This is a genomic window from Sorangium sp. So ce281, assembly GCF_051527395.1.
GTDB lineage: Bacteria > Myxococcota_A > Polyangia > Polyangiales > Polyangiaceae > Sorangium > Sorangium cellulosum_B.
Genome location: NZ_CP150322.1, coordinates 4,854,462 through 4,868,844 on the forward strand (window position 1 = coordinate 4,854,462; position 14,383 = coordinate 4,868,844).

Sequence of the window (14,383 nt, forward strand, 5' to 3'; positions counted from 1 at the left end):
GGCCGCGGGTCCGGTGATCGACGTCGTCCATCGTGCACACAGGACGGCTGGGAAGGCCAGGTTTCGTCGCGCGCCGATCGCGCGATCAGCGCTTCCAGGGATCGACGATATCGCCGGTTGCTTGCGGCCTTACCACGGAGGCCGTGGGCGCCGCGGTCGCCGCGGGGCGGCCCGTCGTCGCGGTCGGCTTCGCCGGGATCGGGGCGGCCGTGCCCTGGGTGCGGGGCGGCTCCTGCGCGGTCGGCGCGGCCGGCGCGGGCGCCGCCGTCGCGGCCGCGGTCGCGGTCGCGGCGGGCGGCTCGTCGATCGCCCTGGCGGGCGCCGTCTCCGCCCGGAGGGCGCCGCCGGGAGCGTCGGCGGCGGCGGCCTCGGGCGGCTCCTCGGGCGCCGAGACGCGCAAGGCGCGGACGCCGAGGGCGATGGCGATGGGCACGAGGACCGCCGCGAGCGCGATCGCCACGCGCGCGGCCATCGAGAGCGGCTCGGACGGCTCCGCGGGCGCCTGGACCGGGGCGAGCACCTCCTCGTGCGCGCGCGGCCGTATCGACTCGTGCGCGCGCGGCCGCATCGACTCGTGCGCCCGCGGCCGTATCGACTCGTGGCGAGGCAGCTCGCCCGGGGGCGCGACGGAGGCCCCGCGGCCCGGCGGATCGAGCGCGAGCTCGATGGCCTCGACGAGGTCCGCCATCGAGGAGAAGCGCTCCTCGGGGTTCTTCGCGAGGCAGCGCATGACGATCGGGCCGAACGCGCCGAGCGCGGCGGCGTCGGGCATCACCTGCTCGAGCGGCTCGGGCGACATGTACATGTGCTTGGTCAGCACGCCCATGTACGTGTCCGCCTCGAAGGGGACGCGCCCAGCGAAGCACTCGTACATGAGGACACCGAGCGCATAGATGTCGGCGCGGGCGTCGATGCGCTTCCCCTCCGCCTGCTCGGGGCTCATGTAGTGCGGCGTCCCGAACACCATGCCGATGCGCGTGAGCCGCTTGCCGCCGGTCACCTTCGCCACGCCGAAATCGAGCAGCTTGACGAACTCCTGATCGCCGTTGCGGACGAGGTACACGTTGTCGGGCTTCAGGTCGCGGTGGATGACGCCCGCGGAGTGCGCGGCCCCGAGCGCGGCGGCGCACTGGAGCATGATCTGCCCGACCCTGTCGGCCGGCAGCGTCTTCTCGGTGCGCAGCAGCGACGCGAGGGAGGTCCCGGAGAGGAACTCCATGACGAAGAACGGCAGCTCTGCCTGCCCCGTCTCGACCTCGATCGCGCCGAAATCGCTCACCGCGACGATGTTGGGGTGGCCGATCGCCGCGGCCGCCTTGGCCTCCTGGATGAAGCGGGCGACGAGCTCGGCGTCCTGCGCGATGTCGCGCCGGAGCACCTTCAGGGCGAAGAGGCGGCCGAGCGACTTGTGGCGCACCTCGTACACCGTCCCCATCCCCCCTTCACCCACGACCGCCTGCACCTCGTAGCGGCCGTCGATGGTGCGCCCGAGCATCGGATCGGCCGATGGATTCCAGTCGGGCGCGTCGGCGAGCGGATCGCCGTCGAACGGGCAGAAGCGGGAGTCGCCGGAGAAGGTCTGCTTGCAGGTCGGGCAGCGCCGCGCGCGCGGCGTCTGCTTCGCCTTCCCCCGGCGCGCCGGCCCGTCGAAGCGCGCCGGCAGGGGTGGGAGCGCCGGCAGCGGCGGGAGCGCCGGGCGCGCGTCGACGCGCGCCGGCAGTGTTTCCCCCCCGCGCGGCGGCACGTCGCTGCGAAGTGGCACGTCGCTGCGAAGTGGCACGTCGCTGCGAAGCGGCAACTCGCTGCGCGGCGGCGCGTCGCTGCGCGCTGGCGGCAGGTCGCTGCGCGCCGGCGGCAGGTCGCTGCGCGCCGGCGGCAGGTCGCTGCGCGCCGGCGGCAGGTCGCTGCGCGCTGGCGGCACATCGCTGCGCGCCGGAGGCTGAGCAAATGATTCGTCTCCGTGCAGCCGAGGGATGTCTTCCCGATGGAACAGCTCGGCAGCCTCGGACTCGCCGGCGGTCATCTCGGGCTGAGCATCCCCGGCCATGCGGAGCGTCACTGGCACCCCATCGAGTCTAGCCGAAAGCGCGCTCAGTGGTTCGGATCAGATGGCGCCAGTTTGGCGACCGCGGTGGAGCGCCCCCCCGCGGATCGCCGCGCGCGGCGGCCGGCGCCGCCTGGTAAGGACTCAGATCTCTTCCAGAATCTTCGCCTTGCGGGCCTGGAACTCCTCGTCGGTGATGAGGCCCTTGCTCTTGAGCTCCCCGAGGCGCTCCAGGCGCTGCTCGATCGACGGCGCTGCGGCGGGGGCAGCCTGCGGCGCGCCAGGGTAGCCCTGAGGCGCGCCCGGGTAGCCCTGAGGCGCGCCCGGGTAGCCCTGAGGCGCCCCCGGGTAGCCCTGCGGCGCCCCCGGCTGCTGCATGTGCGGCGGCACGAACTGAGGCTGGCCCTGCGCCGCGAGCGCGGGGTTCATCGCCTGCGCCAGGCCGGCGCCGATCGCCACCTGGGCGCCCAGCCCCGCGACGCCGCTGCCGTCGCCGCCCTGCGCCATGCCCTGGCCGGCGCCCATCATCGCCTGGCCGGCCGCGTAGTTCTGCCAGTTGCCCGCCAGCTGCTGCACGTACCGAGCGTCCTGCTGGAACCGCTGATCGAGCTCGAACTGCTTCGCGCGGGCGGTGTCCTGCGCGACCCCGATGCCGCGGCGCGCCTCGCCGCGCGCCTTGTTCGCCTCGCGGAGGAGCTTCTGGTCCTCGGCCGAGAAGTTGATGTTGAAGTTGCCGATCTCGAGGATCTTGCAGCCGATCTCCTCGAGGTTCGGCGCGGATTGCACGATGCGGGCGCCGAGCTCCATGCTCATGCCGCCGAGGTTGAGCAGGCTCTTCTGCTGCTGCGCGCAGACCTGGCCGATGACGGTCTTCACGCTCATGAAGAACTTGCCCTTGATCCAGCTCAGGACGACGTCGTTGTCGCCGCTGCCGCCGCACTGCCCGTGGTACCCGACGACGAACCGCACCGGATCGACCACGACCAGCGAGAACTCACCGAAGATGCGCGGCGTCACGAACTCGTAAAGGGTGGGGTCCTCCATCGACTCCAGCGGCCCGCCGAACGGCACGCCGCGGACCGGCTGCGTCTTGACGAAGAAGATCTCGGCGATGAAGACGTCCCCGCCCGTGAACTTGTTGACGAGGTTGTTCAGGAACGGGATGTTCTGGGTCTGCAGGGTGTGGCGCCCTGTGGGCAGGTAACCCATGTACCTGCCGTCCTTGAAGAAGAGGGCACACTCATCGCTGTCGACCGTCAGCTGCGACCAGAAGGGGATGTTCTGGTCCGGGTGCTTGTAGACGATGAGATGCTTCGCCGCGTCCGGGCGCGCGATCATCATCTCGCGGACGCCGCTCTTCACGAAATCGAAAATCCCCATGTCGCGCTCCTCTTCGGTGTGCTGGGTGTGACGGACCTGCCGGTCCCCTGCCCCCCGGGACCTCGGGTTTCATTCCGGCAGGCGGCGCGCAGGGCGCGCGCCGTTCGTTCTCCGTTGACGATCGCCGCGCCTTTCAGGCACACAGCGGCCTCAGGATAGTCCGCAGATCGCAGGGCAGCAATGCCCGCCGGGAGGACCGTATGCCCGTTGCTCCGCTCGCTCTGCTCGCTCTGCTTGAGCCGCTGGCGCCACATGGGGCCGCGCTGGCGAGGGCGCCTCGATGACCGCGCCGATCGACGTCAGCGCCCTCTCGGCGCCCGCGCAGAAGCTGGCGCAGCCGGGCGCGCCGCAGAAGCTCAGGGAGATGGCGGCGCGCGGCATCGCCCCCGGGCTCAGGCCGGGCGAGGTCGTGACGGTGCTCGCGCTGCTCGCGTCGCGCGAGGAGGAGCCGGCCCGCGAGACCGCGGAGAAGACGCTGGCGGCGCTCCCCGAGCCGCTGCTCCAGGGCGCGCTCGGCGCGGATCTGCAGCCGCCGGTCATCGATCGGCTGGCCCGCGTGTACGCGGATCGCCTCCCGGTCGTCGAGAGGCTCCTCGCGATGCCGGGCGTCGCCCCGGAGACGCTCGAGGAGCTCGCGCGGGCCGGGGGCGAGGCGGTGACGGAGCTCATCGCCGTCAACGAGGAGCGGCTGCTCAAGAACCCGCGCGTCATCGAGCGGCTCTACCTCAACAAGAACACGCGGATGTCGACCGCCGACCGCCTCGTCGATCTCGCCGCCCGCAACGGGGTCGAGCTCACGGGCATCCCGGCGTGGCGCGAGGTCAGCATCGCGATCAAGGACGAGCTCATCGCGGAGCCGTCGCCCGAGCCCACGCCGGACGACGTGCTGTTCAGCGAGACGCAGGCGCTCGCGGAGGCGCTCGCGGCGGACGAGCCGGTCGACACCCACGTCGAGGACGAGGAGGGCAAGGAGGAGATCAAGGAGCAGTACGTCCCCCTCTACAAGCGGCTCGCCGACATGACCATGTCGCAGCGGATCCGGCGGGCGATGCTCGGCTCGCGCGAGGAGCGCATGCTGCTCGTGCGCGACTCGAACCGCCTCGTGGCCAGCGCCGCCGTGCGCAGCCCGCAGATGCAGGAGGAGGAGGTCGTCCTCATCACCCGCAACCGGAACATCTCGGACGAGGTGCTGCGGATCATCTCGACGACGCCCGAGTGGCTGAAGAGCTACACGGTGAAGCGGAACCTCGTGGAGAACCCGAGGACGCCGGTGCTCGTCGCGACGCGGCTGGTCCAGCACCTGCGCGAGTCCGATCTCCGGGGCATCGCGAAGAGCAAGAACGTGACGTCGCCGGTGAAGGACGCCGCGAGGCGGCACCTCGAGCGGCGCAAGAGCTGAACGGGGACGAGCGATGAGCGACCTGGTCCGCTTCGGCGTGGCGATGGATCGCGCGCTGCTGGCCGAGTTCGATCGGCGCATCACCGCGCAGGGCTACGAGAACCGCTCGGAGGCGCTGCGGGATCTGGTCCGCGCGGACCTGACGCGCGCCGCGCTGGACGAGGGGGCCGAGGTGGCGGCCACGCTGACGCTCGTCTACGAGCCCGAGGTGCGGGAGCTCGTGCAGCGGATCTCCGAGCTGGAGGAGCGGCACGCGGGGTCTCTGGTCTCCAGCCTGCTGGTCCGCCTCGACGCGGCCCGGCTGCTCCAGGTGATGGTGCTGAAGGGCCGCGGGCAGGAGCTGTCCGAGCTCGCCGGGCAGCTCGCCGGGGCCAAGGGGGTCCTGTCCTGCGCGCTCACGCCGGCCGCGGCGCTCCCGGGGGCGGCGCGCCGGTAGCGGGGGCGCACACGCCGACGGAGGAGGGCTCTCCAGAGCTCCTGATCTACGCGTCGTCGGCGGGGCTTTCCGCCACTTTGACCGTGGTCTTGGGCGGGTCGACGATGAACGTCACGAGGCGCTCCTTGGCCTCGAACTCCTGCCGGTAGATCACGGCCGAGCGCTTGTACTTGAAGGGGCCCACGCGCACCCGGTGCCAGAGGCCGCGGCCCTTGACGTACGCCGGCTCGACGTACGCCTTGTGCCCGCGCCGGCGCAGGGCCGCCGCGAAGTTCTCGGCGTCGGTGGGGTCCTTGAACGAGCTCACCTGGAGCTGGTAGCTGCCGGGCCCTCCCCGCTCGGTCTCGGGCCCCTCCTCGCGCGACACGTGGCGGGCCATCGCGGTGAGCGTGTCGTTCGGGGCGGCCTCGCCTCCGGGACGCTCGAGCACGTGCTGCGCCGGCAGCGGGACCACGGGCAGCCGGTCCGCGGCAGGCGGCGGGACGGGCTCCGCGGCGGGCGCCTTGGCGGAGGCGGCCGCCCTGGCCGCCCGCGGATCGCGCACGGCCTCGAGCGCGGTCGTCGGGTGCTCCGCGTCCGAGAGGACCGCGGGGAAGGTCACGTCCTCCCCGATCGTGGCAGGGCGCGGGGCCGGCTTCACGCCGGCCGGGTGGGCGCGCGCGACCAGATCGCCGAGCGGATCGGCGGTGACCGGCCGCTCGCGGTGCGGGGCGCGCAGGAGCGCCACCGCCGCGAAGACGATGCACGCCCCGCCGAGCGAGGCCAGCACCAGCGCACCCGCGCGCGACGGGCGAGCCCCGGGATCCTCTTCCTGGATCTCCTCGAGGTTCCGCACCGCCCCGGTGTCCATGCTCTCGCCCTTGCTGCGCCTCATGCGTCCTCCTCGCCCCGTCTACCCTGCCCGGCCGGCAACCCACAACTTTCGTGTGCTACTTTATCCTACATCATCCAGATAAGTCCGGTCGTGGAACGAGCGCTCTCGGGCGAGCGCGCGCTTCGGCGGGGCCGGACAGCCTCGCATCGGCGGCGCGCGCGGGGAAAGTTCTCGGCTGGCGCCGGGCGCGCGATCGCCTGCCGATCCCCGCGGGCTTCGTCCGCGGTGAGCCGTCTCGCGGCGCTGCCGTGACTCAAGGGGGCCGCTCGGGTCACGAGGCGGCAGGAGGCGTTCGGTCATTCCCAGCGGAGCCCCACGATCATGGTGATGCGCGCCGGCGCGCTCGCCCCCCCGCGAAGGCTCGGCGTGGTCGCCTACGCGAGCGACGAGGCGCTCGTGGAGGGCCTCCGCGCGAGGCATCCTGCCGCGCTCTCCGCCTTCCACGAGCGCTTCTCCGGGCACGTGCTCCGCGTCCTCGGCCGGCTGCTCGGCGGGAGCCGCGACCTCTCCGACGCGCATCACGACGCCTTCGTCCGCGCGCTTTCCTCCCTCGACACCCTGCGCGATCCGGCGGCGCTGAAGGCGTGGATCACCTCGGTCGCCGTGTTCACGGCGCGGACCTGCATCCAGCGGCGCGCGCGCCGGAGATGGCTCCTCTTCTTCGCCCCCGACGAGCTCCCACCCCTCGTGGAGCCCCCGTACGGAGGTGAGGCCCGCGAGGCGCTGCGCGCGACCTACCGCGCGCTGGAGCGGCTCCCGGCCGACGAGCGCATCGCGTTCGCGCTGCGGCGCATCGAGGGCATGGATCTCCAGGAGGTCGCCGGCGCGTGCGGCGTCTCGCTCGCGACCATCAAGCGGAGGCTGGCCCGCGCGGAGGTCCACTTCCTCGAGGCGGCGCGGGACCAACCCGCCCTCGAGGAGTGGCTGAAGGGAGGCGCGTCATGAGCGATCGTCCCTCGCTCGATCGTCTTCATGAGCTCCGCCGGGCCCAGGATGAGGAGCTCGCGGCGCAGGATCTCGACGGCGCGCGCCGACGGTTCCTGGAGATCGCGGGCGGCGGATCCTCCCGTCCCGGGGCTGCGCGCCTCGGCCCCCCGCGTCCTCGGTGGATCGCGCCCGCGGCCCTCGTGGCGCTGGCGGGGGTCTGCGCGGCGCTGCTCCTCGTGCTGCTCCCGCCGCCGCCGCCGTCGCTCTCGTTCGCGGTCGGCTCGGCGCAAGGTCAGGTCGGGGCGTGGATCGCCGCCGGCGCGGAGGCTCCTCTGGCGGTCGCCTTCTCGGACGGCACCTCCCTGGCGCTGGACGCGGGCGCCCGGGCGCGCGTGGTGGCCGCCGACGCACATGGCGCGCGCGTTCTGCTCGAAGGCGGCCGGCTCACGGCCACGGTGACCCACACAGCGACGAGCGCCTGGAGCTTCGACGTCGGCCCGTTCGACGTGCAGGTCACCGGCACGCGCTTCGAGCTGAGCTGGTCCCCGGCGAGCGAGGAGCTCAAGCTGGTGCTGCGGGAAGGATCGGTCGCCGTGTCGGGGCCGCTCGTGGGGGGGCGGCGCGCCGTCGCTGCGGGAGAGACGCTCTATGTCTTCTGCAAGGAGCAGCGCTTCGAGCTCACGCGCGGGGAGCGGCGCGCCGCCGCGCCGCCTGCGCCGTCCGCCACGCGCATCGATCAGCCGGCCCCCGCGGCGACCGGCGCGAGCGAGCGAGCGGGGGTCGCGAAGGCCGCGGACGCCGCCCCCCGCCGGCCGAGCTGGCGCGATCTCGTGGCCAGCGACAGGTACCAGGAGGCCATGACGGCCGCCGAGGCCGAGGGCTTCGACGGGCTCGTCGCCCGCGCGAGCGCGGCGGATCTGCTGACGCTCGCGGACGTCGCGCGCTTCTCCGGGAAGCCGGATCGCGCCGCGGCGGCGCTCACCGCGGCGCGGAGCCGGTTCGCGGGCTCGGGCGAGGCGGCGAAGGCCGCCTTCCACCTCGGCCGGATGGCGTTCGACCAGCAGCGATCGTACGCCGAGGCCGAGCGCTGGTTCCTCGTGTACCTCGAAGAGCAACCGGGCGGCTCCTTTGCGCGGGAAGCGCTCGGGAGGGTCATCGAATGCCGGGAGTCGATGGGGTCGGCCGGCGAGGCCCGCGAGGCTGCGCGCCGCTACCTGGCGCGGTATCCGGCGGGGCCCCACGCCGCGCACGCCCGGGATCTCCTCGAGGGGGAGTGAGTGCGGTCACGAAGGCCGGCTCGCGCGGCGCACGGCGGAGCCTGGGCGCTCGGGCTCTGCCTCCTCATCGCACCCGAAGCGCGTGCGGCGCCGCCGGAGCCACCGCCGGAGCCTCCACGCCCGAAGGTCGTCCTGATCGCCGATCGCCGGTCGGACCCCATCATGGCCCGCGTCTATGCCGAGCTCGCCACGCTCGGATTCACCGTCGTGATCGTGAGGGGCGGCGCCGAGCCGCCCTCCCAGGGGCCGGTCGAGACGAGCGCACACGAGCCCGGAGCGGCGGCGGAGATCCGGGTGACGGAGGTGCCGGGTGGCGTCGAGGTCTCGATCGCCCATGGTGCGACCGGCCCATCGGTCCAGAGCGCCGTGATGGCCGACGATCCAGCCACGGTCGCGGTTCGCGCGGTGGAGCTCCTGCGCGCGAGCCTCCTGGAGGTGCGGTCGCCCCGTCCGTCGCAGGGCGAGGTCGAAGCCGATCCCGAGGCTCGCGCCGTCGTCGACATGCAAGAGCCACCGCCGGCGAGGCCCGCGCCCGTCGCCGTCGCGCGTTCGCGAGCCGACGGCCCCCCCCGCGCGCCCCCTCCCCCGGCCTCCAGGCCAGGCGCGACCCGAAGAGCACCGGTGACGTTCGGCGTCGGGGCGGCGCCGGCGGTCCTGTGGAGCGCAGGCGGCGTGCCCGCCACCCCGATGCTGGACGTGTCGGGGTACGCGATGATCTGGTCTCGTCTGGGGCTCTCCACCTTCGTCCAGATTCCGCTCGCCAGCGCGAGCCGCGAGGGCAAAGAGGGCACGCGACGCGTGCGGGTGGCGCTCGCCGCGCTGGGGGTGCGCGTCCCGCTCGGCCGCACCGACGCCGCGTGGCTGCCGTCGGCCGGCGCGGGGCTCGCCGCCGCCTGGCTGCACGTCGAGGGCGAAGGCCGCTCGCCCGAGTACGCCGGCAGGTCGGCGGACGCGTTCGCGCTCGCGCCGTACCTGCGCGCGGGGCTCTCGTTCGCGCCGACTCCACACCTTCGGATCAGCGAGCACCTGCTCGCCGGGATCGCGGTGCCGCGCGTCGTGATCGACGCCGCAGGCCGCGCGACGGACGCGTGGGGCCGCCCGTTCCTGGGCGCGTCTCTCGGCGTGGAGGTCGAGCTGCCGTGAGCCGAAACGGGCAGCTGCCGTGACCTCAGCGCAGACCATCTTGACGCCGGGCGCGTCGGCGCTCGGCGTGGAGGACCCAATGAAGATCACGGCTACGAAGCTCTGGGCTCTGGGCTTGTCGGCGGCCCTCGCGTCCACACAGGCGGCGTGCGGCGACCGCCATGTCGATCCGATCGTGGAAGTCCACCTGGCGACCTCCGTCGAAGGGGCCACCGAAGGGCCATGGGCTGCCTGCGCTGCCCCCGGAGGCGAGGACTTCCTCCCCACCCGTTGCCCGGATCCCGAAGCGAACGGCGTGGAGCGCACATGCATGGTGTCGTACGTGACCGAGAGACAAGAGGACGGCTCGATGTGGTGCGACGTGGCGGCGCTCTGCAACTACACGTGCGACGTGGCGGAGGACTGCCCGCAGCCGCAGAGCGGCACCGCCACGCCCATCTGCGACTCGGTCTGCTGGTTGCCCTGCGACGAGACCACCACATGCCCGAGTGGAATGACGTGCTGGCACGAATACCACGGGGCCGGCCTCACGGACGAACAGGGCGTCTGCATGTGGAAGTACGAATGTGACTGAAGGTCGAGGTCGACGAACCTGGTCAATCCATCTCGATCTGCCCGCGGGCCCGCGCGGCGACACGCAACCGCCGGGCTTTCGCGCGCCCGAGGCGCTATGACTCGGCCCGCATGAAGATCCCGCCCCTGGGCCGTGTCCTTCCCGCGCTCGGCCTGTCGCTCCTGGGCTGCGCGGAAGGGCCGTGGACGCTCACGATCGAGGTCGTGCCGGGGCACGAGGCGACCGCGTTCCAGGAAGATCCACCCGTCGCCCGGATCGAGGTGACCGCGACGGCGGCCGAGGGAGACGTCACCGTGTCGGCGGCGGCGCCGCCGGGCGGCGAGCTCGATTTCGGCGAGATCCCGGCGGCGCGGGCGTACACGTTCGATGTGCGTGGCCTCGACGCGGGCGGCGCGACCGTGGTGCGGGGGCGCTCCGCGGCGGGCATCTACCTCGCCGCGGTGACGGGCGACGTCCTGCCGCTCTTCGCCCAGCGGACCGGCCGGTGGGCGCGGCCGCCGGGCGAGCTCGCGGCGTCGCGCGTCGGCGCGCCCGGGGCGGCGCTCGCGGAGCGTTACCTGATCCTCACCGGCGGGGCCGCGGCCGGGGGCGCCGCGGCGGGTGACGTCGACCCGGCGCGGCTCGACGCGTACGACCTCGCGGCGTGGGGCGGGAGCGCCTCCAGCGGCGCGCTCCCGCGGGCGGCGCGGTCGCTCGTCGTCCGGGGAGACCTGCTGCTCACGCTGGACGACGAGGGCGCCAGCTGGACCGACGTCGCGGCGGGGCAGAGCGCCGAGGCGTCGCTGCCCGAGGGGCTCGGCTCGTTCGCGGAGGTGGCGGGCGGCCGGACGGTCGAGGCCTCGGACGGGCGCTCGTTCGTGGTCGGCGCGACGCGCGCGGGCGCGGCCGCGGGGGCGCCTTCGGACAAGGTGCTCGTCGTCGGCGCGGACGGGGCGCTCTCGGTGGCGAAGCTCCGCCACGCGCGGACCGGCGCCGCGGCCGTGTGGCTGGAAGGTCTGGGCCTGGTCGTCGCGGGCGGGAGCGCGGACGGCGCGGGGCTGGAGGTGCTCGGCGACGGCGCGACCGAGTTCTCGCCGAGGCCGTTTCCGCCGGATGCCTCCGAGGGGGCGGGCGCCGCGGTGACCGGTCCCGGGGAGATCGTGCTCGTCGGCGGGGTCCAGGGCGGCGCCGCGGTGCCGACCCGGCGGCTCGCGCCGGGGTGCGCCGTGAGCGCCGCGACCTGCGCGGCGGTGGAGGTCGAGGGCGCTGCGCTGACCGCGGCCGTCGGGGGCGTCGCCGCGTTCGCGCTGCCCGGCGGGCGCATCCTCGCGGTGGGGTCCGAGGCGGGCGAGGACGGGCTCACGCGGAGCTTCCTCGTCGACGTCGCGGCGGCGCAGGTCGAGGAGCTGCCGCTGCGGGAGCCACGGCGCGGCGCGGCCGTGGTGCCCGCGCCGAACGGGACGCTCGCGGTGCTCGGCGGGGTCCACGCGGACGGGACGCCGGCGCTGACGATCGAGACGTTCTTCCCGGAGTGAGCGGTCCGCCGGAGGCTGTCGACAGCCTCCCCGCAGAGTTTTTTCTCTCCGCGGAGGCTGTCGACAGCCTCCCCGCAGAGTTTTTTCTCTCCGCGGAGGCTGTCGACAACCTCCCCGCAGAGTTTTTTCTCTCCGCGGAGGCTATCGACAGCCTCCCCGCAGAGTTTTTTCTCTCCGCGGAGGCTGTCGACGGTGGTGCCCTAATTAGGGCAGGCAGCCGTTCAAACTAGGGCACGTCGCGTGGGTGGTCAGGGCGTGCCGCCGACGCGTTGCACCTCGTCCCACCAGGCGCGATGCGCCTCTTGCCATTCGCGAAGCAACTGCTCGCGCCGCGGTTGGCTCACGCCACCGTGAGCGCCTGCGCTTAGCGCCTCGTAGCGCCTGTGGGCCTCTGCGCGCAGCTCATCCGCCTTTTCCCAAGGGTTGTTCGTCATCCGGTGCTCCTTCTGCGAGGGACGTGGATCCATACGTCACCCCGTCATCGCCGAACAGCCTGACAGGTGAACAGGCCGAGCTCCCCGAAAGGATCGGCGCCAGACGGGGCTCGCTGCGCGTCCGGTGCCCCACCGAGGCGCCTGGTCGCCCCAAGGGCGAGCCGCGTCACACGGCGCACCCGTCCCCCTTGACCGTGTCAGAAACGCCTTGTTCGACGCTGGATCCGCAGTGTTGGCTATGACAACTGCTATCCGAGCTGCGCTGGAGCCCTAGAAAACAAGGGCTATACTCACTTGCACAGGCAAAGCGCCCCGCCTCGGCTGGTACCCGAGGCGGGGCTGCGGAACGCCGGATGGTGGCCCACCCGTCGCACGTCGCGCTGCGATCATGGGCACGCGTCCGGAGAGGTGCAAGCCCATGGCGAACGTGCTCCCAGCGGAGCGGCGGCTAGAGGTACTCGCCGCGCTCGTGAACGGCACCAGCATCCGCGCCGCGTCGCGCATGACCGGCGTCCATCAGGACACCATCGGCCGCTTCGGGCAGGTGATCGGGGAAGGCTGCGCGCGGCTCCATGACCGGCTGGTGCGCGATCTGACGTCCCCGCTCGTAGATCTCGACGAGATGCACGGGTGGGTTTCCCGCCGCCAGATCCACGTCGACCCGGCCAAGCACGACACAGCGACCAGCGGGGAGCAGTGGACCTGGGCCGCGATCTGCCGCACCAGCAAGCTCATCATCGCGTGGCACGTGGGGAAGCGCGACCAGGAGAGCGCCGATGCTCTCGTGGAGGACGTGCGCGCTCGGCTCGCCGTGATGCCGCAGATCACCACCGACGGGCTTGCGCTGTACGCGCAGCCCATCGCGGCGAACTTCGGGCGGGCCGTGCCGTACATGCAGACCGTCAAGAACTTCAGCTCGCGCCCTGGCAGGCCTGGCACCTCGGAGAAGTTCGCGGTCGAGCGCGGCGTCGACTCCATCCAGAAGCGCGCCATCTTCGGCACGCCGGACCCGGCCAAGGCGACGAACTACGCCATCGAGAGGAGCAACCTCACCGCGCGGCAGTGGAACGCGCGGCTGCGGCGCCGCACCTTGGCGTTCTCGAAGAAACTCACGCGGCACCGCGCCGCGATCGCGTTGCACTACGTGTACACGAACCTCTGCCACATCCCCCGGAACATGCGGGTCACCCCGGCGATGGCGGCGGGCATCACGGACACCGCGTGGACGCTGGAGATGCTCATGGACGCGGCGCTGACCGAGCCCGCAGGGGAGAAACCCGAACCACAGCCGCTCGCCATCCCGAAGCCGGAGGGCACCGCCAGGGCGCTCCCCGCCGGCCGGGGCTGGCTGCGGGTGCTGCCGGGCGGGTCGGCGACGTCGGCGCCCACAGCGCCGCAACCGCCGCCCGTCGTTGCCGCCGCGCCCATAGAGGCGCCGTCTCGCGTCGCTCCCGTCGTGGCGATCGAGCCCGTAGCGCCGCAGCCCGCCACCGCCGAGCCGACCGGTCAGCTTGACCTGTTCGCCTGGAAGCCGAGGCCGCAGAAGCCGGTGCAGTTGAACCTCTTCGGCGACCCGCCCGACGGCGCGGAGTAGCGGCTGGTCGGCTCCACACCGGCTGCGCCGGTGGAGCCCCCGCCGTCGGAGCCGTCGCCCACGCCGAAGCCGAGGCGCTGGGAGCAGCTGAGCCTGTTCAACATGAACAAGGCTAAGGACGGATTATCAACCCACGCAAGCGGGCCACAAATCAATCTGCAAGCCTAGGCACTGCCTGGTGCAGCCCCACCCTCATAAAAAACATTCCGAATGCTTGCGAAACATGATCGCGATATGGTGGACGCAACCGCAGCCGTGGTCCACGACTGGCCAACCATCGGTCAACCGCACTACGAGGCTGAACAAACACGTGGTGAAAGCCAACGAGTGACATCGGAAAGACAGGAGCATCCCTGTGCTCGCAAAGAGTCACATATGCCGGCCGCTGCCCTTTCGTAATACCATCGATTTGCTTCTTGATGTCCTTATTTTGCCAAATGATTTTCCAGGCGCGCTCTTCAAAGTCCTTCGCGCCGATGTCAGGCACGGACACGTTCAATTTGGTGGCAGTCTTATCAGCTTCTCGCCTAAACTGAGGATGCTTCACAACGAATTCTGCCACCGACTTAATCGGACAAAGAACAAGCGAAGAGATATCTTTCCCGTTGGCCAGATCGCACGTCTGGTTCATTACGAGCGCTGACGTGGTATACGTTTCAAGCTCAGCGCTACTGTCAGAAGGCAGGCGCAGCGCCGGATAATCGACTATTATGTCGCCTTGATCCGCGGATTCCCCGGACACGATGTCATACCATGGCCAATGTTCCGTTGAGCCCATAGCTCGCTC

14 protein-coding genes are annotated in these 14,383 nt (G+C 72.2%); 9 read left to right on the forward strand and 5 right to left on the reverse strand.

Annotated elements, in window-relative coordinates; all coding sequences use genetic code 11:
• Nucleotides 1–85: 85 nt before the first annotated feature.
• Nucleotides 86–2,047 carry a protein kinase domain-containing protein gene (locus WMF27_RS18255; protein WP_437944356.1) on the reverse strand — a complete coding sequence of 654 codons (1,962 nt, stop codon included), beginning with the start codon at nucleotides 2,045–2,047 and terminating at the stop codon, nucleotides 86–88.
• A gap of 141 nt (nucleotides 2,048–2,188) precedes the next feature.
• Complete coding sequence (locus tag WMF27_RS18260) at nucleotides 2,189–3,424, reverse strand: SPFH domain-containing protein (RefSeq protein WP_437767602.1); 1,236 nt, start codon at nucleotides 3,422–3,424, stop codon at nucleotides 2,189–2,191.
• A 280-nt stretch (nucleotides 3,425–3,704) separates the two neighbouring features.
• On the opposite strand from WMF27_RS18260, the gene WMF27_RS18265 reads away from it, so the two are divergent.
• Together WMF27_RS18265 and nikR are read left to right on the forward strand one after the other, a co-directional pair.
• The gene (locus tag WMF27_RS18265; RefSeq protein WP_437767601.1) at nucleotides 3,705–4,823 is read left to right on the forward strand and encodes a hypothetical protein; all 1,119 of its coding nucleotides are present in this window, start codon (nucleotides 3,705–3,707) and stop codon (nucleotides 4,821–4,823) included.
• Between the two features lie 13 nt (nucleotides 4,824–4,836).
• Nucleotides 4,837–5,259 carry a nickel-responsive transcriptional regulator NikR gene (gene nikR, locus WMF27_RS18270; protein ID WP_437767600.1) on the forward strand — a complete coding sequence of 141 codons (423 nt, stop codon included), beginning with the start codon at nucleotides 4,837–4,839 and terminating at the stop codon, nucleotides 5,257–5,259.
• Nucleotides 5,260–5,305: 46 nt separating this feature from the next.
• On the opposite strand, the gene WMF27_RS18275 is transcribed toward nikR, so the two are convergent.
• Entirely contained in the window at nucleotides 5,306–6,133 is an 828-nt protein-coding gene (locus WMF27_RS18275; protein ID WP_437944357.1) for an SPOR domain-containing protein, read from the reverse strand.
• 321 nt (nucleotides 6,134–6,454) lie between these two features.
• On the opposite strand from WMF27_RS18275, the gene WMF27_RS18280 reads away from it, so the two are divergent.
• From WMF27_RS18280 to WMF27_RS18305, 6 genes are all read left to right on the forward strand, one after another.
• Complete coding sequence (locus tag WMF27_RS18280) at nucleotides 6,455–7,078, forward strand: RNA polymerase sigma factor (protein ID WP_437767598.1); 624 nt, start codon at nucleotides 6,455–6,457, stop codon at nucleotides 7,076–7,078.
• Complete coding sequence (locus WMF27_RS18285; RefSeq protein ID WP_437944358.1) at nucleotides 7,075–8,337, forward strand: tetratricopeptide repeat protein; 1,263 nt, start codon at nucleotides 7,075–7,077, stop codon at nucleotides 8,335–8,337. The genes WMF27_RS18280 and WMF27_RS18285 overlap by 4 nt, the downstream gene beginning before the upstream one ends.
• A gap of 162 nt (nucleotides 8,338–8,499) precedes the next feature.
• On the forward strand, nucleotides 8,500–9,480 hold the full coding sequence (locus WMF27_RS18290) for a hypothetical protein (protein ID WP_437767596.1): 981 nt from the start codon (nucleotides 8,500–8,502) through the stop codon (nucleotides 9,478–9,480).
• Nucleotides 9,481–9,559: 79 nt separating this feature from the next.
• On the forward strand, nucleotides 9,560–10,054 hold the full coding sequence (locus WMF27_RS18295) for a hypothetical protein (protein WP_437767595.1): 495 nt from the start codon (nucleotides 9,560–9,562) through the stop codon (nucleotides 10,052–10,054).
• A 110-nt stretch (nucleotides 10,055–10,164) separates the two neighbouring features.
• The gene (locus WMF27_RS18300; protein ID WP_437767594.1) at nucleotides 10,165–11,568 is read left to right on the forward strand and encodes a hypothetical protein; all 1,404 of its coding nucleotides are present in this window, start codon (nucleotides 10,165–10,167) and stop codon (nucleotides 11,566–11,568) included.
• Nucleotides 11,565–11,798, forward strand: coding sequence for a hypothetical protein (locus WMF27_RS18305; RefSeq protein ID WP_437767593.1), 234 nt, complete (start codon nucleotides 11,565–11,567; stop codon nucleotides 11,796–11,798). The genes WMF27_RS18300 and WMF27_RS18305 overlap by 4 nt, the downstream gene beginning before the upstream one ends.
• A gap of 18 nt (nucleotides 11,799–11,816) precedes the next feature.
• On the opposite strand, the gene WMF27_RS18310 is transcribed toward WMF27_RS18305, so the two are convergent.
• A complete protein-coding gene (locus WMF27_RS18310; RefSeq protein WP_437767592.1) occupies nucleotides 11,817–12,002 on the reverse strand; it encodes a hypothetical protein in 186 nt (61 codons plus the stop codon).
• Between the two features lie 418 nt (nucleotides 12,003–12,420).
• Here WMF27_RS18310 and WMF27_RS18315 point away from each other — a divergent pair, with 418 nt between their 5' ends.
• Nucleotides 12,421–13,596, forward strand: a complete 1,176-nt coding sequence (locus WMF27_RS18315; protein WP_437767591.1) for an IS1 family transposase — start codon at nucleotides 12,421–12,423, stop codon at nucleotides 13,594–13,596.
• Between the two features lie 151 nt (nucleotides 13,597–13,747).
• Here the strand turns inward: WMF27_RS18315 and WMF27_RS18320 are convergent, their stop codons facing one another.
• Complete coding sequence (locus WMF27_RS18320; RefSeq protein WP_437767590.1) at nucleotides 13,748–14,374, reverse strand: hypothetical protein; 627 nt, start codon at nucleotides 14,372–14,374, stop codon at nucleotides 13,748–13,750.
• Nucleotides 14,375–14,383: the final 9 nt, after the last annotated feature.

Bases quoted from the DNA above. Each gene is read 5' to 3' on its own strand.
- WMF27_RS18320 (WP_437767590.1), bottom strand. From the start codon at position 14,374: ATGGGCTCAACGGAACATTGGCCATGGTATGACATCGTGTCCGGGGAA.
- WMF27_RS18265 (WP_437767601.1), top strand. From the start codon at position 3,705: ATGACCGCGCCGATCGACGTCAGCGCCCTCTCGGCGCCCGCGCAGAAG.
- WMF27_RS18300 (WP_437767594.1), top strand. From the start codon at position 10,165: ATGAAGATCCCGCCCCTGGGCCGTGTCCTTCCCGCGCTCGGCCTGTCG.
- WMF27_RS18315 (WP_437767591.1), top strand. From the start codon at position 12,421: ATGGCGAACGTGCTCCCAGCGGAGCGGCGGCTAGAGGTACTCGCCGCG.
- WMF27_RS18260 (WP_437767602.1), bottom strand. From the start codon at position 3,424: ATGGGGATTTTCGATTTCGTGAAGAGCGGCGTCCGCGAGATGATGATC.
- WMF27_RS18310 (WP_437767592.1), bottom strand. From the start codon at position 12,002: ATGACGAACAACCCTTGGGAAAAGGCGGATGAGCTGCGCGCAGAGGCC.
- WMF27_RS18280 (WP_437767598.1), top strand. From the start codon at position 6,455: ATGGTGATGCGCGCCGGCGCGCTCGCCCCCCCGCGAAGGCTCGGCGTG.
- nikR (WP_437767600.1), top strand. From the start codon at position 4,837: ATGAGCGACCTGGTCCGCTTCGGCGTGGCGATGGATCGCGCGCTGCTG.
- WMF27_RS18275 (WP_437944357.1), bottom strand. From the start codon at position 6,133: ATGAGGCGCAGCAAGGGCGAGAGCATGGACACCGGGGCGGTGCGGAAC.
- WMF27_RS18290 (WP_437767596.1), top strand. From the start codon at position 8,500: ATGGCCCGCGTCTATGCCGAGCTCGCCACGCTCGGATTCACCGTCGTG.
- WMF27_RS18285 (WP_437944358.1), top strand. From the start codon at position 7,075: ATGAGCGATCGTCCCTCGCTCGATCGTCTTCATGAGCTCCGCCGGGCC.
- WMF27_RS18255 (WP_437944356.1), bottom strand. From the start codon at position 2,047: ATGGCCGGGGATGCTCAGCCCGAGATGACCGCCGGCGAGTCCGAGGCT.
- WMF27_RS18295 (WP_437767595.1), top strand. From the start codon at position 9,560: ATGAAGATCACGGCTACGAAGCTCTGGGCTCTGGGCTTGTCGGCGGCC.